The sequence below is a fragment of the Cellulosimicrobium cellulans genome (genome assembly GCF_006539945.1).
Lineage (GTDB): Bacteria > Actinomycetota > Actinomycetes > Actinomycetales > Cellulomonadaceae > Cellulosimicrobium > Cellulosimicrobium cellulans.
In genome coordinates this window covers 22,944-43,418 of record NZ_BJNZ01000027.1, presented here as the reverse complement: position 1 = coordinate 43,418, position 20,475 = coordinate 22,944, and the positions used below count along the sequence as shown (strand labels likewise).

Genomic DNA, 20,475 nt, shown 5'->3' with positions numbered 1-20,475 from the left:
CACCCGTACCCGACGCGCCGCCGTGGGGGACTTGCCGCCCCCCACACCCCCCCGCCTCCGGCGCGGCGCACCACCGCCTGCAACCCCGAGGTGCCCCACTCATGACGACCCGCCGCGTCGACGCCCTGCCCGACGAGCACGCCGGCCCGATCCTCGACCTGTTGGAGCGGGTGCGCACCGCCGCGACGGCGCCGGACGGCGATGGGGGAGCGTGGGCCGCGGCCGAGGCCGGGCAGGTCCGCGTGCGCACCGGGTACAAGGCCGCCCGGCGGACCCTGTCCGCCGGCCAGTACGCCGCGCACACCCTGCGCCTGCTCGCCCTGGCCCAGCCCGAGGCCGACCGCGAGCCCTGGACCGACGCCCTGGCCCACGCGGGCGAGCCGATCGGCTCATGGGACTGGGACGTGCGCATGCAAGGCGCCCTCGACCTGCGCCGCACGTTCAAGGACCTGCCCGACCCGCTGCCGGCGAGCGTGCGCCCGGCCCGGCTCGTAGCCGCCTGGCTCACCCACGCCGCCGGCACCGGACTCGTGCCCGTCACCGCCCGCCTCGCCTCGCACGTCCTCGAGCTCGAGCCCGGCGACGACGTCCTCGCCGCGGCCTGGTACGCCACCCACGGGGACCGGCTCCTGGCCGAGCTCACCGCCAACGGCACCCCCACCAGCGGCGCCGCCGACGTCGACGAGGCACACCGGCGCGCGCTCCTGCGCACCGCCGTCCGCGGCCTCTACAGCGCCCAGCTGCTGACCAAGGTCGACCTCGCCGCCCGCGCCGGAATCACCCGCCGCACGCTCGATGCGTGGATCGCGTGACGGCTCGGGTCGCCCGACCGGTACCGCCGGTACGGTGACGCGGTGCGATCCAAAGGCGTAGGAGTGCTGCTCGCTGCTGTGGTGGTCGGGCTGGTCGTCACCGGCTGCGGGACGAGCGAAGACGACGAACGCTACCTCGCGATCGTGGACGAGCTCTTGGGGCAGAACTCAGACATCGAGTTCCCGCGAGACGACATCCTCGCTGCAGGCCATGGCGTGTGCGCCAAGGCCGGCGACGACGACCCTGACCGGTGGCTGTCTGACGCCACCGACCACGTCGCCAAGACGCTGGACACCGATGACTTCACCGCTCAGGTGCTGGCCCTTGGCGCTGCGCAGGTCTACTGCCCGCAGAAGGTTCCGCGTGACTTGCTCTACCCGTCTGACTCCTGACTGAGCACGCTGGACGCTGACTCTGGTCACCGCTGCCGGCGAGGCCGCCCCGCGCCCCGGCGACGGTCCTCGATGCCCTCGAGCGATTCCGCGGTCCACACCGGGCCGCCGTTGAGCTCGCCGGCCGGTTTCGGTAGCCAGTCCACCCCGCGGTGTCGCGCCGTGCGCAGCGAGACCGGAGAGACGCCGAGCCGCTGAGCCAGGCGCGCGCTGTCGTACAGCCCGCGCGGCCCGGGTCCCGGATCACGCGGCCCATCGGGCCCAGATTCCTTGCTCACCTGAACCACGCTAACAGAACCAAAGCGTTCTGTTTCTGCTAAACTAGAACGCAAGCGTTCGGATATTGGAGGCATGATGAACCGTCTTCGTGGGCCCCTTGCTCGCGGCGTGTCGGCGACCCGGCCCTCGCGGGCCACGTCCGAGCCGGACGTGGCTCAGCCGGTGCCGGCCGAGAGCTACGAGTCGTTCCCGCGCTGGCCCGTCGTCGTGCTCGCCGCGGGCGCGTACGTCGCGATCTGGGGCGGCTGGGTCGACCTGGGCCGCATGGCAGGCTTCGGCCCGGTGAACCTGCTCCCCGGCATCATGGACCTGAGCGTGAACCTGGCGATCACCTTGCCGCTGGGCATGGAGGTCTACGCCGCGTTTGCCCTCGGCGCCTGGCTGACCCACCGCAACATCCCTCCCGCCGCACGATCGTTCGCGGGACGGTCGGTGCTGGCCTCCCTCGTGATCGGTGCCGCCGGCCAGATCACCTACCACCTGCTCCACGCCGCGGGCATCGAGCGCGCGCCCTGGCAGGTCGTCGTCGGCGTCGCATGCGTGCCCGTGGCCGTCATGGGCATGGGCGCCGCTCTGGCTCACCTGCTCGGCGTGCGTCGGGCGCGACCGGTCGCCGTCGCGGTAGAGGATCGACTGACCGATTCGGCGTCGACCGCGCAGCTCGACAGTGACGCCGCGGCGGAGGAGATCCCTGCGCCGGCTCTCGTGACAGACGACGTCGAGCCCGTCGACGCAGAGCCGATCCTCGAGCCGGTCGGCCTGGTCGCGAGCCAGGCTCCGGACCAGCCGCGGGCCGACCTGGACCCGCGCACCATGTCCGCCGAGCAGCGCGACGCGCTGATCCTCGAGCTCGCCCGCGAGGCGCGCTCGGAACGGGACCTCGCACAGCGCGTGCCGTGGTCGCGGTCGACAGTGAACCGGGTCCTGCGCAAGCACCACGTCGTGCTGAACCAGGCGGCGGACCACGCCCAGATGCAGTGGGCCACCGACCGCGGCGAGGCGGTCCTGACGTGAACCACGGTGCCCGGCGACGGAGCGCCGTACACGACATGACGCGGCCCTGCGGGCCGCGGCTGCACAAGCGCTTGGTGTTTCGGTCCGTCCCTGGCTCCGAGTGTGGCCGGCCGTCCCAGGGCGCAAGTCGGCTCCGCTGCGCTCCGGCCCGACCGCCCGCCAACTTCTCGGCTGCGCTCCTTCGTCGCTGAGCCCGCCGAGAACTTCCCGGCCACCCGGGCGCCCCGACTCGCTCGCTGCGCTCACGCCCTGCGGGTGCGTCCTGGGACGGCTTGCGGCCAAACGCTCCGCTTGCAGGGACGGTCCGAAAAACGACGTGGGGGAGGCATCATGACCAGCCAGCAGGTCAAGGTCACCGTGTACAGCAAGCCGGCATGCGTCCAGTGCGACGCGACGTACCGCGCGCTCGACAGAAAGGGGATCGAGTACACCGTGGTGGACATCAGCACCGACGTCGACGCGCTCGAGCAGGTGCGCGCTCTCGGATACCTCCAGGCCCCGGTCGTCGTCGCCGGCGAGGAGTCATGGAGCGGATTTCGGCCCGACCAGATCACCGCCCTCTCAGCCCGCCAGGAGGCCTGACATGAGCGTCGAGCTCACCCGTGAGCGGGTCGTGGAGATCAACGCCGCGGCGTGGGAGTACTGGCGCTGGAGTGCGAACAACGCGGACGACTGGACCCGGGAGTACCTCGCCCGGCGCGGGCTGCGCGGCCTGCAGGCCGGGTACGCGCCCGAGGGGTGGGCCCGGCTCGTGGGCCGCATGCGCGGCCGCGGCTACAGCCCCGAGGAGCTCGTGGCCGCCGGACTCGCGTTCCGGACGGAGTCCGGGTCGGTCGGGGATGTGTTCCGTGACCGCCTGGTCCTGCCGTACCGCGACGTGACGGGCGCGATCGTCGGGTTCACCGCGCGACGCAACCCCGCGACCGACGACGTCGACGACGCGCCGGCGAAGTACCTGAACACCACGACGACGGCCGCGTTCGACAAGTCGCGGGATCTGTACGGACTCGACCCGGCCGCGGTGCGCCGCATCCAGGCCGGCGCGCGCGTTGTGTTCGTCGAGGGAGCGCTGGACGTCGAGGCCATCCGCCGTACCGGGTCCGCCGTCGTACCGGTGTCAGGGTGCGGCACCGCGCTCACCACGACACACCTCGAGCGCGTGCGCGCGCTCCACCCGGGCGCCGTCGCGCTGGCGGTGTTCGCGTTCGACGCCGACACCGCCGGTCGAGCAGCCGCCGTGCGAGCGTTCGACCTGCTCACCAACGACGAGGCCGGCACCGCCGGTGCCCTGGTCCTGCCCGACGGGGCAGACCCCGCCCAGCTCGTCCAGGACGGCCACGGCCAGGCCCTCGCCGAGCGCCTGTGCCAGCCGCAGAGCCTCGTGTCCGTCGTCGTCGACGCCGTCCTGGCCCGCCACGACCTGACCACCGTCGAGGGCCGTGTGAACGCCGTGCGGGCCGCGGCCGCGCTCGTCGCGCGCATCTCGGAGGTACCGCTGTCTCGGGTCGGGGCACAGTTGCACGCCCGCCTGGCCCCGCACACCGACCTCGGCGTGATCGCCGGCGAGCTCGCCGTCGCGCACGCCGCGAACCGCCACTGACGCCCGATCGAAGGAGATCCCCGTGCCCCGCCACACGATCGACCCCGTGGGTAGCAGGTTGGACACTGACCTTGACCGACCGGGAGGAACGATGACGCACGACACGGCAGAAGGCGCAAACGCGGAGCCGTCGTTCCGGAGCCTCGTCCGCGAGCTCACGCGCGCGTAGGCGCCCCGATTCCCCACCGTCGGGCGTCGGCTGCACCCGGACCTCTTCGCGGCCCAGGACGCTGAGGAGTCGTGGGGATGGGATGTCGGCGCACGGCGAGCGTGGATGACGCACGACGGCCAGACCCGCACGGTGGACCTCACCGGGATCAAGGAGGGCCGCGGCGCGCTCGAGCGCATCCGCGTGCACCAGCCGGAGGCAATGCCGCGGGCGTTCGCGATCGCGTGGCAGGCCGCAGCGCACAGCGAGCGGCTGCGCGCGCACTACCGCGGCGGCTGCCCGGGCGGGTGCCCCGCCGGCTGCGACGTCCAGGTCACGCTTCGGGCGGCGATCGACGCCCAGATCGCCGAGCTGCTGCGCATGGCTGCGCGCGTCGTCGACGCGCCCGTGGCGGCCGCCCGGTGAGCGCGCCCGACGAGGAGCACCGTCACCTTCCCACCGTGTGGGACCGGGTCCGGACGGTCGCGCTCACCATGGCCGCCGGCCTGCTCGTTTACCGCGCCGTCGTGCTGTGGCCGCAGTCCGTACCGAGTGCGCTGATCTCCGCTCTCGTGGCCGCTTCTGCAGTGCTCTTCGGCACCTACTTCTGGCTCGCTTCGACCCGTCCAGACTTCCGCTGACCCGGGGCGCCCGCATCATCAGCCGGGTGGCATGGCTCATCGCCGGCAGCGCGGTCGTGCTCTTCGGCGTGATGCTCGCGGGCGTGGCGTAGGGAACGCTGCTGGCGCCTGTCGCGGCTAGGTTGGCATGCACCAGCGAGGAGAGGGGACGCATGCCCATCAGCGACGAGGAGCGCGCACAGCGGGCGGCGGACGCCGCCCGGATCCGGCACAGCACGGAGCTCGAGGGCGGGCGCACGGACGACGCGGCGCGCGCGATCCAGGACATGTACGTGCGCGGGGAGATCGACGGGGACGAACTGATCCGTCGGACCAAGGCGTACTTGGCAGGCGAGGGGGACTAGGTGTGAGCAGACCGTGGGAGATCGGCGACGAGTACGCCCGCTGGGACGGGTACTTGCTCGAGGACGGGCGCACCCTGCGCAACCTCGTCGGTGCCCGGACACCGGAAGAGCTGCGCCGGGCTGAGGAGCACCTGGTCGAGGCGCGGGCACTGACCCTGCGAGAGCACGGCCTGCCCGCGACGTACGACATGGCCGGCCTCCGGTCGATCCACCACCACCTGTTCCAGGACGTCTACGAGTGGGCCGGCGACGTACGCACGGTCTCGATACGCAAGGGTCGAGATGGATGGTTCGCGCCGCTCGATCGCATCGTCCCGACGATGCAGGCCGTGGGCGAGCAGATTGCGCAGACGGACAACCTGCGCTCCGTCGACTCCGACCGGATCCCCAGCACGCTGGCACAGATCTACAACCTCGCGAACCAGGCGCACCCCTTCCGCGAGGGCAACGGCCGCACCCAACGGGAGTACGTCACTGCACTGGCACGCGAGTCCGGCCACCATGTCGACTGGACCCGCGTGACGGTCGGCCGAGGGGACCGCGAATCAGAGAACGACCGCGCAAGCCGTCTCGCGGCGACCGGAGATCCAAGCGCGCTCCGCGACATGTTCCATCGCATCGTCACTCGTGCGGACCGCGACAGTTTCGACGTCGCTGCATTCGAGGCCGTGAGGATCGCGCAGACCGGACGGAGAGCACGTCGCGGTGGCCACAGTGTCGCGCACACTCCGACGCCTCAGCGCCGCACCGGAGGGCACTCTCGGGACGCCGGAACCGAGCGAGCGTAGAGCCACACCTCGACACGCGAAGGGCCCCGACGCACCGCATGCGTCGGGGCCCTTCGCGTTGGATCAGTCGCCGGATTCGGCAGCACTTTCGGCTGTCGTCACCGGGCGTGCTGCTGCACTACTCCTCCGCGGCGATCGTGCACTGCGCTCGGGGTCCTGCAACCCAAGCTTGCGTAGTTCGTCGGGCGTCCAGCCGTCACCGATTGCCGCTGCGTACGCCTTCGCGTGCTCGCGCGCCGCAGCCTGCATCTGCGCACGAACCTCTGCCTCAGCCTGCGCCGCACGAACAAGCCCGCGCACCGAGGAGATCCGCGCATCGAGCAACTCGCGAGCCTTCGATTCTGCTGCCTCAAGGTCCAGTTCTCTCGCCATACCGCCATGCTACGGACCCCACAGACGGCTCGCTAGTGCCGCGCCGTCAAGGTGCAGTTCGGTCCGGTTCATCGTCAGGAGGTGACGGGCTTGCGACGAGCCTCCGGCGGAGCAAGCTATACACTTACGTGTCGTAAGTGGCTCGATCGGCTCGACGTTGCACTGGGCCGATGGCACACTGGTCGTGTGGTCCCCGAGAGTCGGGGTCGCTGCGCTGGGCAAGGGAGGACGCAGACGATGACCGAGGCAGCGCCGCGAGCGCGCGATCGTCAGCGTCAGCGACGCGCCAACGTTCCGGGTGGCCGACGCCACTACCACCGCGTCGGCGTGACACCCGAGGAGGAGGCGCTGCTACTTCAGCGAGCGGCGGCCGCCCGTGTCACGATCCCGCGCCTTCTGGTGGAGTCTGCGCTCGCAGATCAGGGCGAGACCGCGACCGATCGAGCGACCCACCTGACGGAGCTCTTCCACGCGCGCCGGCTGCTCGCCGCGGTGTCGAACAACCTCAACCAGATCGCTCGCGCGACGAACGCGACGGGGGAGGTTCAGGCCGAGCTCATGGAGTCTCTGCGCGCTGTCCAGACGGTGAGTGAGCGGGTCGGGAGCGCGTTGCGCGCGGCGGAAGGGCTGCGCTCATGATGCCGAACATCACGCGCGGCGATCGGGTCGCCGGGGTCATGGTCTACCTCGCCGGCGACGGACGGCACAACGAGCACACCAACCCGCACGTCGTCGCGGGCCACGAGGTCGTGGTGGCGGCCGTTGGGTCCCGAGAGCTCAGCACCGATGACGCGCTCGACATCGCGAACGAGCTCGACCAGCCGCGGCGCGTCTTTGGCACTCGCGTGACCGCGCCTGTGAAGGAGTGGAGCGAGTCCGAGCAGCGGATGATCAAGGTCGGCGAGCGAGACGCACACGTGTGGCACTGCTCGCTGTCGCTCAAGTCGTCCGAGGGGCAGTTGAGCGATGAGCAGTGGGGTCGGATCGCGAGCGAGTTCGTCGAGGGCATGGGGTTCACCGGTTCGGACGACGGGGGAGCGGGGTGCCGCTGGGTTGCGGTTCGACACGGGCTCTCGAGCGCGGGCAATGACCATGTGCACGTCGTGGTGAACCTGGTCCGAGAGGACGGTACGAAGGCGCGCGTGCACAACGACATGCCGCGTGCGCAGCGGCTCGCGAACGTGCTGGAGAAGCGGCACGGGCTCGTCGTCCTGGAGTCGCGTGAGAGCGGCCGCGGTGCTCTTGCGGGTGCCAAGCCCGGCGAGCTGAACCGCGCGGAGCGGGCGTCGGTCTCTCTGCCCGCTCGCGACGAGTTGCGTCGCCGCGTGCGTGCCGCGGCGGCCGGCGCGAGCGGCGAGCGCGAGTTCCTGGACGCGCTGCGTGACGCACGCGTTCTGGTCCGGCCGAGGTACGCCGAGGGCGGCCGCGACCGCGTCGTGGGCTACTCGGTCGCGCTTGCTCCCAACGTCGCCGAAGGGCGCCGGGATCGTCCCGTGTGGTTCGGTGCGGGACGCCTTGACCGAACCCTCGCCCTGGGCCAGCTCCGGTCGCGCTGGGGCGCCGACGTCGCTGGCGATCCACGCCTCACCTCGGCGTGGACCGAGCGCTGGCGCGATGCCACGGTCGCTGCGAAGGTCACGATGAGCACGCCGCCGGCGGACGCCGCACGGGCCCTGCATGGCATGGGTGGCCGCCTCGGAGAGGCAGACCAGCGGGTCGCCGCGCTCGACGTCGCTGGCGTGTTCGCGCGAGCCTCGCTGGCCCTTGAGAAGGACCGACCGGGTGCGCTGCAGGAGGCGTCGGACGCCCTCTCTCGAGCAGCCCAGCCGCCCGCACACGACTCGGCGCACCAGGACCGTTCGAAGAGCGAGCGAGCGTCTCTCAACGCCGCCTACGCCTCGCGTCTGGTCGCGCGTGCCACGGGCCGTGACGCGAAGGTCGGGTGGATCGCCGTGCTGCGACAGGCCGAGCGCGCGGCACGCGCCATCGCTCACGCTCAGGAGTTGCGCGGTCAGGTTCAGGCAGCGGCCGGGACCCACCGCGCACTTGCTGCGGTGGCCGCCGCCGTCCCGCAGCTCGAGCGGGCGGTCCAAAGCAGCGCGAGCAGCGGTCAGCTCCCGGCGCACGCGACGCGACGGCCGTCCGATCGAGGGACGGGGCGTGACAGCGGCGCCGGCATCGAACGCGACTGACCGACGTCCTCGCCGAGGAGGGTCACGTGGTGCGAGGCGAGGTTGCCTCGGCTCTCTGGTCGGGCAGACGGGGGACGGTGAGCACCATCCGAGCGTCGTCGTGCTCGACCCGCACGAAGTGCCACTTCTCGTACGCCTCGCCCGTGCGGGTCGAGCCCGCGACGCAGCCGACCGTGGACCCGGGCGCGACGTTGTCGTGCAGGAGCGCACGTACCTCGAAGATCCGGAACGGGGGAGCGCCGGGTCGCACGGCGACGTTGGACATCGTCCACGTCGCCGGTGGCGCGTGAAGCCTCCACGGCGGCGCGCCGGGGCGGTAGCGGCGCCGGGCGAACGCGAGGCCGGCGACCATCGCGATGACGGCGGTGATGAACCCCGCGACGAGCGTGAGGGCGACCGCGGCGAGGACGCCGCCACCGAGCCTGGCGACGATGGTGAGGGCGGCGAGGCAGAGGATCACCGGCGCTGCGGTCGTGGCGCTCCGCCAACCCTGGCGTTGCAGGCAGGCCACCACGACGTCGTCGCGGCTGCGGTAGTGGTCACGGAGCTGCAGGAGGACCGTCGCCGCGAAACCGGTGACCGTCGTGCTCGCGATCGCCTTGCGCACACGAGGGGGGATCGGGGCGTCGTCCGGGTCCTCGCCCGCGAACGCCAGCGCGAGCGTCCACGCCACTCGTGGTACTTCCCATACCCGCACTCGTCGCACCCCTGCGCCCCCGCCTCTTCGTGTGGGTGGCCAACCCACCCGACCCGTTATAACCTAGGCTATAACGGAGGTGATTCCCATGACGACCACGACCGAGAACCCGGACGTCCGCGCCGTCGTTCGGCTGCGGCATCGTCAGGTCGTCGACCGGCTCGACGAGCTGCGCCTGGTGCGACGCCTCGCCGACACGATGACGCAGACCGAGATCGCGCAGGTGCTCGCGATCAGCCAGCCGGCGGTGAACAAGAAGCTCCGGGCCGCCGCGCGGGTCCCGAACCTGCCGGACGGGTTCAGCGGCGCCAGCCCGTACGAGATCGCCGAGCGATACGTCGCCGGGCAGATCGACCGGGACCGCGTGATCGATGAGCTCGCGCGCTGGCCGTACGCGAGCACGCCGAAGACCGACGGGTTCGACTGGCTGGTCGAGGACGTCGCCGGCACGTTCGAGGAGGTCGGCCGCGCGCTCGACGACGGCCTGCTCGACGGCGACACCTACGACGCAGTGCTCGCCGCGAAGACTGGACGCTCTGCGCGCTGACCGTTTAACTCGCGTGCGTGAGCGACGACCACGACCTGCACGCGGCCCACCGTGAGACCGTCCGAGAGTTCTCCCGTGCCGGGGGGCCGCTCGACAAGGACGGGCCGCACTCCACGCTGAACAACCCTGCGTGGTTCATCGACGGGCAGGTCGACCAGCCGACAGCCGGTCGGCGCGCGCTCTGGCGCCGCCTGCGTGACGAAGCCCGCGCAGAGGCGCCCGGTGCGCGCCAGGACGGCAAGGCCATCGTGCTCGCCGGTCCGCCCGGGGCGGGCAAGGGCCACATCCAGAAGAACGTCCTCGGGCTCGACAAGAGCGCCTGGCTCGTCGTCGACGCCGACAAGTTCAAGGACAAGCTGCTCCGCGAAGCCCTGGCCGACGGCAGCTACGACGCCTTCCTCAAGCCCGATGCCGTGCGTGAGCGCGAGGCCGCGGGGGAACCGTTCTACCCCCTCGAGCTCGCCGCGCTCGTGCACGAGGAGTCTTCTCACCTCGCCCGCCTGCTGCGCGACGAGGCCCTGCGCGACGGGACGAACGTCGTCATCGACTCGGTCCTCTCCAAGCCCGACGCCGCGCTCGCCCTCGGCGACCGCCTCGCGGCCGCCGGCTACGAGGTCGAGGTCGTCGACGTCGAGGTTCCCTACGAGCTGTCCCAGGCACGCATCGCCCAGCGCTGGCGCCATGCCTACGAGGGGGCCGTCCTGACGGGTGAAGGACTCGGCGGCCGATGGGTCCCGAGCGTCTATGCCCGCGACGTCTTCGACGGCCCGGACGGCCGTGCGCGCTCTCAGGCGTCCGCTACCGCGCTGGCCACCGGCTGCCCCGCCGTGCTGCGTCACCGTCGTTTCTGGACGCCGTCCGAGGGCGCTGCGATGCAAGTCGAGGTCGACGCCGGACGCATCCAGCGCGGCGGCGAGCTGCTGGACTACGCCCTGGTAGAGACGCGCCGGCGGTCGGCGACGAGCTTCCACCGAGCCCGGATGCACGGCAACGAACCCTCGCACGACGGTCCACACCGATGAGGAGTGCTCCGGGCAAGCCGTAGCGCACTCCCTGCTCAGTCGTTCCCGTACTCGGGCTCTTCGTAGACCGGTTCGTCGGTCTCGATGGTGTGTTCCTCGTCCAGCCCTGCGAGCTCGATGAGTTCGTAGCTGTCGAGGGTGAGATGGCACACGGGGCAGATGAAGTAGTCGGGGACGAACGTGACCTCAACGGTGGGGTAGCTGTCGTGCGGGTCGTTGGACCAGGTCACGTCTTTGCTCTGGGCATCGTCTGACTCCGCGGTGCCCAACCCCCCGCACGCCGGGCACTTGACCTCGACGTTGTAGGTCGCGGCGATGCGCGGACCGGTGCTGAGTTCCCAGCGTCGTGCCTCTGTCGCCGACATCTGGTCGCCCCGGTACCGGGCGAGGTTGCGCCGGGCGGCCTGGACGGCGGCCTCGTACTGTTGCTCGTTCCGCTCGGCGTTGCGCGCCAGATGCGCCTCGACCTCGGCAACTCGACTGGACCCGACGAGGTCGTCGAGCACGTTCTGATGCGCGGTGAGCAGGACGTTGACCAAGGACCAGTACCGCGACCACCAAACGTCTGCGGGTATGGCGAGGAGGGCAATCTCGGATCCGTGCAGGTACTCGTTGCGCGCGTTGGAGAACTTTGAGGCGTCCTGCGCACTGAACGGGTGATAGATCGCCTGGCAGCGCTTGAACGCGGTCGATGCTTGGACCGTGACCGAGGGGCCGCCTTCCTTCAGCCCGAGGGCCACGAACAGTTGATCGCCACCGTCCTTGGCAGGATCGGCCACCAGCGCCGGCGACGTCTCAGCCAGCGCCCACTTAGCGAGCAGCTCCAGAGCAAGTGACGCCCAGAGACGCCGTTCGTCCTCGCTCCGCTCGTCACCTGGTTCCATGGCTCGGTTGATGAACAGGCGTGCCTTGATCCAGAAGGCCTCAGCCCGAAAAGCCGTCATCGCGCGCCCGCCTTGTAGTACGCGACTCGGCCGAGCGTGCGCTCTTGGTCGCCGTCGATGACTGCGGCGCGACCATGCAGCACCTGCCGGTTGGCTAGCACCAGTACTTTCCAGGGGGTGTCCCAGCGGATCTCGTGGACTTCGTCGGGTGGCGGGTCTTGCAGAATCCGGGCCGTCCGGCGGGCGAAGGCGTCACATGGCGACATGCAGCCCGGGTCGAACCGCAGACCGCCACCGTCGTGGGCGGGGGACAGCCACGTCTCCCTCCCTGATCGGACTATGAAGACGCCCGACTGGTCGCTGCTCGATAGTGCCCGGCGGGGATGCCAAACGCGTGTCGGGGTCGAGTTGGTGGTCTCCGACCACATCACGACGTAGTCGGGCACCGTGCGAAGGTGCGCACCGTCGGTGTGTAGGGGCTGTTGCCCCAGCCCGACCTGCGCGCTGAGCGACGCGGGGTGCGCCTCTTGCGGCGTCGTGGGCCGAAGTCTGGACACGTGCGATTGCCCGCGGCGGTTCTCCACCGGGACCAGCCCCAGCTGTTCCGCTTGGAACTGCAGCCTGGACTCCAGATCCTGAAACCAGAGCGAGGCGCCCGTGGGCGGCGCGACGATGTCGTCCGCCCAACCGCGTTGCTCAGCCACGGGAATCAAGGTCTCGAGTATCGGGCTCTCCACGAGACCCGAGGGTATTGGCGGGACCGACCGAAGGACAGCCAGCCCACATTCGACACTGCGCGGACGCCGATTTCGCAGCGACGTGCGCGCTCTTGCATCTGATGCAACTCGCACTACTTCTAGGCCGATAACCTCTGTTATGACATATAACGGGCATTCAGGACGCGGCCATACTCCTCATCCCACCAGCCGGAGCCTGGGCTGGCTGTCCGTCGCGGCTCCGCGGGCCCGGCCCTCCGTCGCCGCGACAAGCGGCTCGCCGGGCGTGGGCAAGGTGAGCGTCCAACGATCGGTGCCGCTGTTGGCGGTGCGCGCGACGTCGAGTTCGCAGCGCCGCAGGTAGCCGGCGCCATGGTCGGTACCCGACCAACGGTGCGCGACGACCTCGAGGCGTACCGCAGCCTGCTCCCACGGCCTGACGGTCACCAGCCCCGTGCCGCGCTCGCGCGCGCGGGCGAGCAGCCGCCGGCGCTCGGACGCGGAGAGTCGGGCGTCCGGTCCCACGACGACGTAGGTCATGCCGTCGAGCAGGGCTGCGATGACACCACCAGGGTCCTCCCCTGCCCGTGGGACCAGGGCGACCCGCTCGAGCGCCAAGCCGGCGCCGGCGGCCGCGAGCATCCCGACGTCTGGCGCCCCGACAAACGCGAGCCAGTCCGAGGTGCCCTGCGAGGTGGCGAGCAGGGCGAGCAGGAGCGATGTCGACCCCGCCACGACGCTCGCCGCACCGCGCGGCAGGCGACCGCCGTCGAGGACCGCGCCGAGCGGCCGGGGGGTGTCGTCGAGGTCGATGGCGCCTGCCGCGGACGACCGCACGCCCATGCGCAGCTCGGCGCGACGCAAGGTTGCGCGAGCTACCTCCAGGGCTTCCAGAGCGGTCGTCGTCATACTTCCAGTATGCGTCGCGGTTCGAACTGGTGTTCGAATATGATGGGCCGGTGGGTACTCGTCGACGTCCGCCGCCCGGCGGCTGGCCGTCGGGCTTCGAGACGGTGCCGATGCGGGACTACCCCGAGGAGGCGCCGGAACTGGCGCGCCGCGGCGCCGCGATTGTGCGCCCGATCGAGGGCATCCCAGTGCGAGTGTGGGTCACCCAGCGGCAGTCCGGCGAGGCCCAGGTGGACGGCGAAGCTATCGCTTGGGCCGGCCGCCAGGTGCACGTGCGGTTCATCGACGGGCGGGGGCGCGAGGGCTGGGCGTGGCTCTGGGCGGACGCCGTCGAGCGTCGTTGACGGCGCCAAGCGTGAGCGAGGTCACGGTCCGAGCCACCGAGCAGCACGAGACGGTACGGATTCTCGGGGAGTCTCATGCGGCCATGAGTACACATGGGGTGCGTCGCACCCGGCAGATCATCAGGCTCGCCCGCAGCAGTGTCGTTCGGCGTCCGTACCCTTGCGTCGTGCCTACCAGTATGTCGGACCACTCCTTGCGAGGCGGTCACGTGTTCGTCGACGAGAGCAAAAAGCAGGACTACCTTCTCGTCGCCGCGGTGATCATCCCCGGCGAGCTCGCGCTCGCGCGCAAGACGGTGCGCGGACTGCACAAGCCCGGCCAGCGACGGCTGCACATGGTCAAGGAGTCTCCGGCCCGTCAGCACACGATCCTGTCGACGCTCGGAACGCTCAGCGCCGAGGTCACGATCTACCAGGCCGGAGCCGGATACCGCACCAACATCGAGCGGCGCGGAGCTTGCCTGGAGCGGCTCGTCGAGGACATCGCGGAGGCGGGCTGCGCCCGGCTGATGCTCGAGAGCGAACAGGGAGAGGAAGATCGTGACCGGCGCCTGCTGTACCGCGAGACGGGCCGCCGTGGGTGCCGGGACTCGTTGGCGTACGACCACGCGACCGCGGCCGTCGAGCCGTTGCTCGCGATCCCAGACGCGATCGCCTGGGCCTGGGCCCGGGGCGGTGATGCGCGCCGTCGCGCAGAGCCGCTGGTCGCCGGGGTCGTCCGGCTCTAGACAGCGCGAAACCCGAGCGCCACAACCGTCCGGAAGGGTCTCGGGTTCACTTCTCGCCGCTACTGCGGCGAGCTGACCTAATCTTAGGCACCCACGTTGCGCGCGCGCAACGAACCGCCGCTCCCGGCGAGGTGATCTTGGGCGGCCTCCCCTGCCAGTCCATCACCGTCTCACCTTCTTGCGGGTGGGATACGGTCTAGCGCTGCGCGGCCGTGGTCGGTGGTTGCCCGGGCGTGTTGACGAGGAGTGCTGCGATCGCGGCGGCGACGAACAGGATGACCGCGGCCGCGAGGTAGCCGGTGGCGTACCCGTGGCTGAGCGCCTGCTCGGCGGTGGTGACGAGGCTCGTGTCGCCTGCGGTCACACCCTCGTTCAGGGCGGTGACCGCGTCGGGTAGCCGGGTGCTGGCCGCCGTGATCGAGACGGTGGTGAGGACAGCGAGGCCGAGCGCCGCGCCGAGCTGCTGGGCGGTGTTGATGAGGGCCGAGGCGATGCCGGTCTCGCGCTCGTCGACGCCGTGCACGACGGTGAGGGTCATCGGGAGTCTCCGCGGGCCGCTGGCACGGCCCTCCGTGGAGTCGGCTGTCAGGCGATTGGGTGCCAGGTCATGCCGGGTGCCTCGAACTCGTACGCAGGAGCATCGTGGAAATCTTCGGTCACACGAGCGTCGAGGATCCAGCCGCTGTCGTCTGCGGTGAGGATGCGCCACGGTTCACCCGCTTGCCGGCTCCGGGCGGTGGTGATGCCTGCGGACCTGATGGCCGCGAAGTGCACTCGTGGTCCCTGCCCGTACTGCGGGGCTGCGCTTCCGACGTGGAACGTATGCTCGGCTGCCAGGTCCAGCAGCGTGCTCGAGTAGTCGGCACGTGGTCCCGACGTCGTGCACACGTAGATCAAGCCCCATGCGCCGCGAGCGTCGGCCCGCACTAGCACGACTGACGCGTTGTCGCGGACGTAGCGCGCGACGATGCGCTCGTCCGCTGGGGCACCGTCGACGACGGCCCGGGCATGGTCCCGAGCGCTCTCGAGGTCAATCTCCTCCCACACCGGTTCCGCCATCCAAGCAGCCTTCCATCGGGACGCCGGGACCGCTACACACCGACGTCGACGTCTGCCGACCCCGGAGCGCGGTCGGGCGGCAGCTGCTGGGGTTGCAGGACGAGGGGACGCAGAGGTTCGGGCAGTGGAGCCATCCCAGGGCCTCCAGCGCGCAGCCAGTCGTGCAGCTCGGTGGTGAGCTCGTCGCCCGCGAGGCGCTCGAACCAGACCGGGTGTTGCCTCGCTCGGACGGCAGGTGTGGGCCGGGCGACGAGGATATCTCCCCGTTCGCACGCGTCGAGGCAGTCCACGAGCGTCAGGCGAGCGTCCCCGCTCGCCGCGATCTCGCGGACCCGCTCGAGCTGGCCACCGGGGCGGGGGTCGTCTTCTCCCAGCGTCTCGCCAGCACACAGGCGGCATGCGGTCAGGCCGGGGACGGCGCGCCGCGCGCCGCCGGTGGGCGCCTGCGCGCGGGCGCCGGAAGGCTGACCGGTCACGCGTGAACGTCCTGGCGTTCGGCATCGACGGCGGGCCGCCCGAGGATGGCCCGGGCGCTCATCTCGGGGCGCAGGTCCAGACGTCGCAGGAGCTGGGCGTTGAGCGCGACGACCACGGTCGATGCGGACATGAGCAGCGCACCGACAGACATCGGCATGACGAAGCCGATGGGCGCGAGCACCCCGGCGGCGAGCGGGACGGAGATCAGGTTGTACCCCGCTGCCCACCACAGGTTCTGCTTCATCTTGCGGTAGCTCGCCCGCGACAGCTCGATGACCGACAGCACGGACCGGGGATCGTCGCTAGCGAGGATGACTCCGGCCGAGGCGATCGCGACGTCGGTGCCAGCACCGATCGCGATGCCGACATCCGCCTGGGCCAGCGCCGGGGCGTCGTTCACGCCGTCTCCGACCATCGCGACCTTGCGGCCTTCGCGCTGCAGCTGCTGGACCTTGGCGGACTTGTCCTCGGGCCGCACGCCAGCGAAGTACCGCTCGATGCCCAGCTCGTGCGCGACAGACGCCGCCACGGCCTCGGCGTCGCCGGTGATCATCACGACCTGCACGCCACGCTGGTTCAGCGCGGCGACCGCCTCGCGAGACTCGGTGCGGATCTCGTCGGCCAGGCGCAGAGCTCCCGCGACCTGCCCGTCGATGAGGACGTGCAAGATGATCGCTCCCGACTCGCGCCACCGGTCGACGACCGCCAGCTCCTGGGCGGACCGCTCGTGCAGAAGATTGGGCCCACCGACCTCCACGCTGCGACCCGACACGCTCGCGCGTACGCCCACCGCCGGGGACGACTGGAAGTCTTGAGCGGACGCCACGGGCAGGCCCCTGTCGCGGGCGGCGCGGACGATGGCTCGGGCGAGCGGGTGCTCGGAGTCGGACTCCGCGGCTGCCGCCAGCGCGAGAACGGTGTCCTGGTCGTGGTCGCCGGTCGCTTCGACCTCGGTCACCGTGGGCTCGCCCTTGGTCAGAGTGCCGGTCTTGTCGAACAGCACCGCGTCGACGGTGCGCATGCTCTCCAGCGCGAGCCGGTCCTTGATCAGGACGCCGCCGCGCGCTGCGCGCTCGGTCGCGATGGAGACCACGAGAGGGATCGCCAGGCCCAGGGCGTGAGGGCAGGCGATGACGAGGACGGTCACCGTGCGGATCACGGCGTCGTCCGGCATCCCGAGGACGGTCCACGCCGCAGCGGTGAGCACCGCGGCGCCGAGCGCGAACCAGAACAGCCACCCGGCCGCGGTGTCGGCCAGACGCTGGGCGCGTGAGCTGGAGTTCTGCGCCTCGGTAACCAGGCGCTGGATACCGGCCAGGGCCGTGTCCTGCCCGACCGCGGTGACCTGCACACGCACGCCCGAGTCGGTCGCGACGGTGCCGGCCACGACCAGGTCACCGTTGCTGCGACGCACGGTGCGCGACTCCCCCGTGATCATCGACTCGTCCATGCTCGCGGCGCCGTCCACGACCTTGCCGTCGGCCGGGACCCGGCCACCGGGGCGAACCACGACCACGTCTCCCACGCGCAGGTCGCCAGGCGCCACGGTGACGACGTCATCACCCTCGACCCGCTCCGCCTCGTCCGGCAGCAACGCGGCCAGGGAGTCCAGGGCGGAGGTCGTCTGCGCCAGGGACCGCATCTCGATCCAATGGCCGAGCAGCATGATCACGATCAGCAGCGCGAGCTCCCACCAGAAGTCGAGCTGGTGGTCGAGCAGGCCCAGGCTCGCGCCCCACGAGGCGACGAACGCGACGGTGATCGCCAGGCCGATGAGCAGCATCATCCCGGGCTTGCGCGAACGGATCTCCGAGACCGCGCCTGTCAGGAACGGGCGCCCGCCCCACACGTACATCACCGTGCCGAGCACCGGAGAGACCAGACCAAGACCTGGCACGTCGGGCAGCTCGTACCCGAGGATCATCGCGAACATGCTCGACGTCGCGACTACCGGGACCGCCAGGACGAGCATGATCCAGAACAGCCGGCGGAACTGCCCGACGTGATCACCGTGCCCGCCATGCCCACCGTGGCCCTCGTGGCCCTCGTGGCCCTCGTGGCCCTCGTGGCCCTCGTGGCCGGCGGGCTCAGGGTGCCCGCCGTGTCCGCGGTGCTGCTGCTCATGGTCGTGGCCCTGGCCGTGCCGATCGGCGTGGTCAGGATGTACCTCGCCGTGGTGGCCTGGGTCGGGTGCAGCGCGCGATGGAGCCCGGTCGTCGCCGCCGGCGTCGACGGAGGCTGGCGCGGGGTGGTGATGATGATGGGCCGTGCTCGGTCCGTGCTCGTCGTGACCGTGAGGCTTCATGATCGACCTTCCTCTCCTGACAGTGCGACCGGGTACGCAACAACACTATACCCCCTAGGGGTATTCCCGCAGGGCGGAAGGGCCCCACCTGGCTGGTGGGGCCCTTCACGCGTCAACCGACGCGGATGTAGGTCGGGTTGGCCTGCCAGATCTGCCCGTACCGGACGGTCTTGCCGGGTGAGGGCGCCTCGATCTGCATGTTGTCCCCGGCGTAGATGCCGATGTGGCCCGGGCTCCAGATCAAGTCACCGGGCTGTGCCTGGTCGCGGGAGATGACGGTGCCGGCATACCGCTGCTCGGAGGACGTGCGGGGCAGGTTGATGCCGACCTGGGCGTACACGTAGGACGTGAACCCGGAGCAGTCGAACCCTGCCGGTGTGGTGCCGCCCCACTGGTAGGGCACGCCGAGGTACTGCATCGCGACGCCGACCACGCTCGAGCCCGCCGCGGACGGCGGAGCTTCGACCGGGGCCTGGGCCGCAGCGGTGCCCGCCTGCTCTTGCGGGGCGGGAGCGCGCTCCTGGCTGCGGGACGAGCGATCCTGGCGTTCCGGCTCGGGCTCGGGCTCGGGCTCCGGTTCCGGCTCGGGTTCGGGGGCGGGGGTGACCGCGACCGGTGCCTGTTCGATCACGAACGCGGCGTCGGCTGAGACGGTGACCGCTGGGGCGGCGCTGAGCGCCTGACGGGCCGGCTCGGTCAGGGCGCTCAGGTCGACGCTGGAGACGGCCTTGGGCTGGTCGGTGCTCGGTGCGGCGCTGGCCGGTGCCGCGAACACCGACACGAGCAGGCCAGATCCCGCCGCGAGCAGGGCGCCCTTGCGGGCGGTGCTGACTGCTCCTTCCTGGGCTGCGCGGGCGATCGGGGTCAGGGGTGTGATGGGTCGGTGGGACGCGCGGTGGCGTCCCGGCTTTCGTGCGGTCATGGTGTTCTCCTTCGCGCCTGCGGGGTGAGCTGTCGGGTTCGGGTCGGAGAGTGACCCGGCCTCACCGCTGGGTGCGGTGCGGCTTCACCCCGAGGGCACCGTGGTGCCCGGTTGAGTGGTTCCCCCGTCCCTGTCATGGGTGTTGGTGGTGTGCTCCAAGAGGTGACAGGGTTCGGCGCTCTCTTGGATCCCTCGCGGATGTCCCGCAAGGAGCATGGGGTGGTCCGCCGCGCGCGACCGTGCGGGCACGGGCGGGTCGCGGCAGGTGGGCAAGGCTTGGTCTGTCGGTGCGCGGCCGGCTGGTGTCTCACCCGGTCTCCTGGCCGAGCACCGGGTCCCAGCTCGCGCCGAGGTCGCGGCTGGTGAACAGGCCGATGTCCGTGACGATGAGGATCCACGGCTGGTTGCCGGGGCTGTCGTCGGGCACGTAGGTCATGGCCTGCACCTGGCCGGGAGCGGCTCCGTGCGCGGTCCAACGATCCAGGCCAGGGGTGCTGGTCCATACGGTGCCGTTGGTGTCCAGGCCGATCAGCTCGGAGCCGAGCCCTGCCTCGACGAGCACGAGGGCGGGCGCGTCTCGGTCCGGGGTGAACGTCTGTCCCGCGTCGTGGCTGAGCTGCAGGCCTGTTGGCGTGGTGGCCACGACGGTGTCCGGGTCGGCGTCCATGACGTGCACGTCGCGAGCCGGCACGGTTGCCCCTGGTGTCCAGGTCGCTCCGGAGTCGTCGCTGATCAGCAGGCGGGACGTCGCGGAGTCCAGGCCGACGACGCGCAGGGCACCGGTGTCCGTGGTCGCGGTGCTCAGCGCGTGGAAGTCGACCTCCCCGGCCAGGGAGACCTGCTCCCAGGTCGCGGCACCGTCGGTGCTGCGGACCAGGCCCAGGTTGGGCGCCTTCAGGTCGGTCTGCTCCCCGGGCGCGGGGTGGCCGGAGGCGTAGACGGTGCCGTCGACCGCGAGGGTCATGCCCATCGTGTCCTGACGGCCCGTCCCGGCGCGTTGCGGCTGCACTGGTTCGTCGCCGAACGGGCCCGGCATGGTCCACACCCCGGTGTGGGTCGCGACCAGGATGGTGTGGTCGACCGGGTCGACCTGTACGTCGTGCACGTGGCCGAACTCGGCCACGTCCTGCGGCTCTTGGCTTGTGGGGGTGTTCGCAGGTGGCGGGGTAGGGGTGCAGGCAGCCAGCAGCAGCACGATTCCTGCTGCTGCCCACCGGCTCGCCCGCCCCTTCAGGGCAGGGTTCATCAAGGCAGTCCTTCGGCAAGGACCCGCGGTGCGTGC

General features: G+C 71.0%; 25 protein-coding genes and 1 riboswitch. Of the genes, 15 read left to right on the top strand and 10 right to left on the bottom strand.

The window, feature by feature from the left end:
- The first annotated feature begins 101 nt into the window (after window positions 1-101).
- From CCE02nite_RS16695 to CCE02nite_RS16655, 9 genes are all read left to right on the top strand, one after another.
- Complete coding sequence (locus CCE02nite_RS16695) at window positions 102-812, top strand: hypothetical protein (RefSeq protein WP_141390746.1); 711 nt, start codon at window positions 102-104, stop codon at window positions 810-812.
- A gap of 63 nt (window positions 813-875) precedes the next feature.
- On the top strand, window positions 876-1,205 hold the full coding sequence (locus tag CCE02nite_RS16690; RefSeq protein WP_170227353.1) for a DUF732 domain-containing protein: 330 nt from the start codon (window positions 876-878) through the stop codon (window positions 1,203-1,205).
- Window positions 1,206-1,634: 429 nt separating this feature from the next.
- Window positions 1,635-2,498 carry a hypothetical protein gene (locus tag CCE02nite_RS16685; protein ID WP_141390744.1) on the top strand — a complete coding sequence of 288 codons (864 nt, stop codon included), beginning with the start codon at window positions 1,635-1,637 and terminating at the stop codon, window positions 2,496-2,498.
- A 330-nt stretch (window positions 2,499-2,828) separates the two neighbouring features.
- A complete protein-coding gene (gene nrdH / locus CCE02nite_RS16680; RefSeq protein WP_141390743.1) occupies window positions 2,829-3,080 on the top strand; it encodes a glutaredoxin-like protein NrdH in 252 nt (83 codons plus the stop codon).
- A 1-nt stretch (window position 3,081) separates the two neighbouring features.
- A complete protein-coding gene (locus CCE02nite_RS16675; protein ID WP_141390742.1) occupies window positions 3,082-4,098 on the top strand; it encodes a toprim domain-containing protein in 1,017 nt (338 codons plus the stop codon).
- A 274-nt stretch (window positions 4,099-4,372) separates the two neighbouring features.
- Window positions 4,373-4,672, top strand: a complete 300-nt coding sequence (locus tag CCE02nite_RS16670) for a hypothetical protein (protein WP_141390741.1) — start codon at window positions 4,373-4,375, stop codon at window positions 4,670-4,672.
- A complete protein-coding gene (locus CCE02nite_RS16665) occupies window positions 4,669-4,887 on the top strand; it encodes a hypothetical protein (RefSeq protein ID WP_141390740.1) in 219 nt (72 codons plus the stop codon). Before CCE02nite_RS16670 ends, CCE02nite_RS16665 begins: the two co-directional genes overlap by 4 nt.
- Window positions 4,888-5,039: 152 nt before the next feature.
- Complete coding sequence (locus CCE02nite_RS16660; RefSeq protein ID WP_141390739.1) at window positions 5,040-5,231, top strand: antitoxin VbhA family protein; 192 nt, start codon at window positions 5,040-5,042, stop codon at window positions 5,229-5,231.
- Between the two features lie 2 nt (window positions 5,232-5,233).
- A complete protein-coding gene (locus CCE02nite_RS16655; protein ID WP_141390738.1) occupies window positions 5,234-6,019 on the top strand; it encodes a Fic/DOC family protein in 786 nt (261 codons plus the stop codon).
- Between the two features lie 63 nt (window positions 6,020-6,082).
- Here the strand turns inward: CCE02nite_RS16655 and CCE02nite_RS16650 are convergent, their stop codons facing one another.
- Window positions 6,083-6,391 (bottom strand): hypothetical protein, encoded by a 309-nt coding sequence (locus CCE02nite_RS16650; RefSeq protein ID WP_141390737.1) that lies wholly within the window; start codon window positions 6,389-6,391, stop codon window positions 6,083-6,085.
- Window positions 6,392-6,628: 237 nt separating this feature from the next.
- On the opposite strand from CCE02nite_RS16650, the gene mobC reads away from it, so the two are divergent.
- The gene (gene mobC, locus CCE02nite_RS16645) at window positions 6,629-7,030 is read left to right on the top strand and encodes a plasmid mobilization relaxosome protein MobC (RefSeq protein ID WP_141390736.1); all 402 of its coding nucleotides are present in this window, start codon (window positions 6,629-6,631) and stop codon (window positions 7,028-7,030) included.
- Complete coding sequence (locus CCE02nite_RS16640) at window positions 7,027-8,583, top strand: relaxase/mobilization nuclease domain-containing protein (RefSeq protein WP_141390735.1); 1,557 nt, start codon at window positions 7,027-7,029, stop codon at window positions 8,581-8,583. The genes mobC and CCE02nite_RS16640 overlap by 4 nt, the downstream gene beginning before the upstream one ends.
- 22 nt (window positions 8,584-8,605) lie before the next feature.
- Here CCE02nite_RS16640 and CCE02nite_RS16635 read toward each other — a convergent pair whose 3' ends face one another.
- Window positions 8,606-9,256: a hypothetical protein gene (locus CCE02nite_RS16635; RefSeq protein WP_141390734.1), complete on the bottom strand. Its 651-nt coding sequence runs from the start codon at window positions 9,254-9,256 to the stop codon at window positions 8,606-8,608.
- Between the two features lie 112 nt (window positions 9,257-9,368).
- Here CCE02nite_RS16635 and CCE02nite_RS16630 point away from each other — a divergent pair, with 112 nt between their 5' ends.
- Both CCE02nite_RS16630 and CCE02nite_RS16625 read left to right on the top strand, forming a co-directional pair.
- Window positions 9,369-9,827, top strand: a complete 459-nt coding sequence (locus CCE02nite_RS16630) for a hypothetical protein (protein ID WP_043652402.1) — start codon at window positions 9,369-9,371, stop codon at window positions 9,825-9,827.
- A gap of 17 nt (window positions 9,828-9,844) precedes the next feature.
- Window positions 9,845-10,849, top strand: coding sequence for a zeta toxin family protein (locus tag CCE02nite_RS16625; RefSeq protein WP_141390733.1), 1,005 nt, complete (start codon window positions 9,845-9,847; stop codon window positions 10,847-10,849).
- Between the two features lie 35 nt (window positions 10,850-10,884).
- On the opposite strand, the gene CCE02nite_RS16620 is transcribed toward CCE02nite_RS16625, so the two are convergent.
- The 3 genes from CCE02nite_RS16620 to imuA' all read right to left on the bottom strand — a co-directional run bounded on the left by CCE02nite_RS16620 (window position 10,885) and on the right by imuA' (window position 13,358).
- A complete protein-coding gene (locus CCE02nite_RS16620) occupies window positions 10,885-11,793 on the bottom strand; it encodes a hypothetical protein (protein WP_141390732.1) in 909 nt (302 codons plus the stop codon).
- Window positions 11,790-12,437, bottom strand: coding sequence for a Fe(II)-2OG oxygenase family protein (locus tag CCE02nite_RS16615; protein ID WP_141390731.1), 648 nt, complete (start codon window positions 12,435-12,437; stop codon window positions 11,790-11,792). The genes CCE02nite_RS16620 and CCE02nite_RS16615 overlap by 4 nt, the downstream gene beginning before the upstream one ends.
- 210 nt (window positions 12,438-12,647) lie before the next feature.
- Window positions 12,648-13,358 carry a DnaE2-dependent mutagenesis accessory factor ImuA' gene (gene imuA' / locus CCE02nite_RS16610; protein ID WP_141390730.1) on the bottom strand — a complete coding sequence of 237 codons (711 nt, stop codon included), beginning with the start codon at window positions 13,356-13,358 and terminating at the stop codon, window positions 12,648-12,650.
- A gap of 50 nt (window positions 13,359-13,408) precedes the next feature.
- On the opposite strand from imuA', the gene CCE02nite_RS16605 reads away from it, so the two are divergent.
- Window positions 13,409-13,702 carry a hypothetical protein gene (locus CCE02nite_RS16605; protein WP_141390729.1) on the top strand — a complete coding sequence of 98 codons (294 nt, stop codon included), beginning with the start codon at window positions 13,409-13,411 and terminating at the stop codon, window positions 13,700-13,702.
- 209 nt (window positions 13,703-13,911) lie between these two features.
- Window positions 13,912-14,430 (top strand): hypothetical protein, encoded by a 519-nt coding sequence (locus CCE02nite_RS16600; RefSeq protein ID WP_255318924.1) that lies wholly within the window; start codon window positions 13,912-13,914, stop codon window positions 14,428-14,430.
- Between the two features lie 196 nt (window positions 14,431-14,626).
- On the opposite strand, the gene CCE02nite_RS16595 is transcribed toward CCE02nite_RS16600, so the two are convergent.
- The 5 genes from CCE02nite_RS16595 to CCE02nite_RS16570 all read right to left on the bottom strand — a co-directional run bounded on the left by CCE02nite_RS16595 (window position 14,627) and on the right by CCE02nite_RS16570 (window position 20,316).
- Complete coding sequence (locus CCE02nite_RS16595) at window positions 14,627-14,968, bottom strand: MFS transporter (protein WP_141390728.1); 342 nt, start codon at window positions 14,966-14,968, stop codon at window positions 14,627-14,629.
- Between the two features lie 47 nt (window positions 14,969-15,015).
- Window positions 15,016-15,489 carry a hypothetical protein gene (locus tag CCE02nite_RS16590; RefSeq protein ID WP_141390727.1) on the bottom strand — a complete coding sequence of 158 codons (474 nt, stop codon included), beginning with the start codon at window positions 15,487-15,489 and terminating at the stop codon, window positions 15,016-15,018.
- Between the two features lie 472 nt (window positions 15,490-15,961).
- A complete protein-coding gene (locus CCE02nite_RS16580; protein ID WP_170227352.1) occupies window positions 15,962-18,271 on the bottom strand; it encodes a heavy metal translocating P-type ATPase in 2,310 nt (769 codons plus the stop codon).
- A gap of 112 nt (window positions 18,272-18,383) precedes the next feature.
- Complete coding sequence (locus tag CCE02nite_RS16575; protein ID WP_141390726.1) at window positions 18,384-19,193, bottom strand: C40 family peptidase; 810 nt, start codon at window positions 19,191-19,193, stop codon at window positions 18,384-18,386.
- A riboswitch (cyclic di-AMP (ydaO/yuaA leader) is annotated at window positions 19,193-19,351 on the bottom strand. It overlaps the preceding gene by 1 nt.
- A 149-nt stretch (window positions 19,352-19,500) precedes the next feature.
- Entirely contained in the window at window positions 19,501-20,316 is an 816-nt protein-coding gene (locus tag CCE02nite_RS16570) for a F510_1955 family glycosylhydrolase (RefSeq protein WP_141390725.1), read from the bottom strand.
- Between the last annotated feature and the right edge of the window lie 159 nt (window positions 20,317-20,475).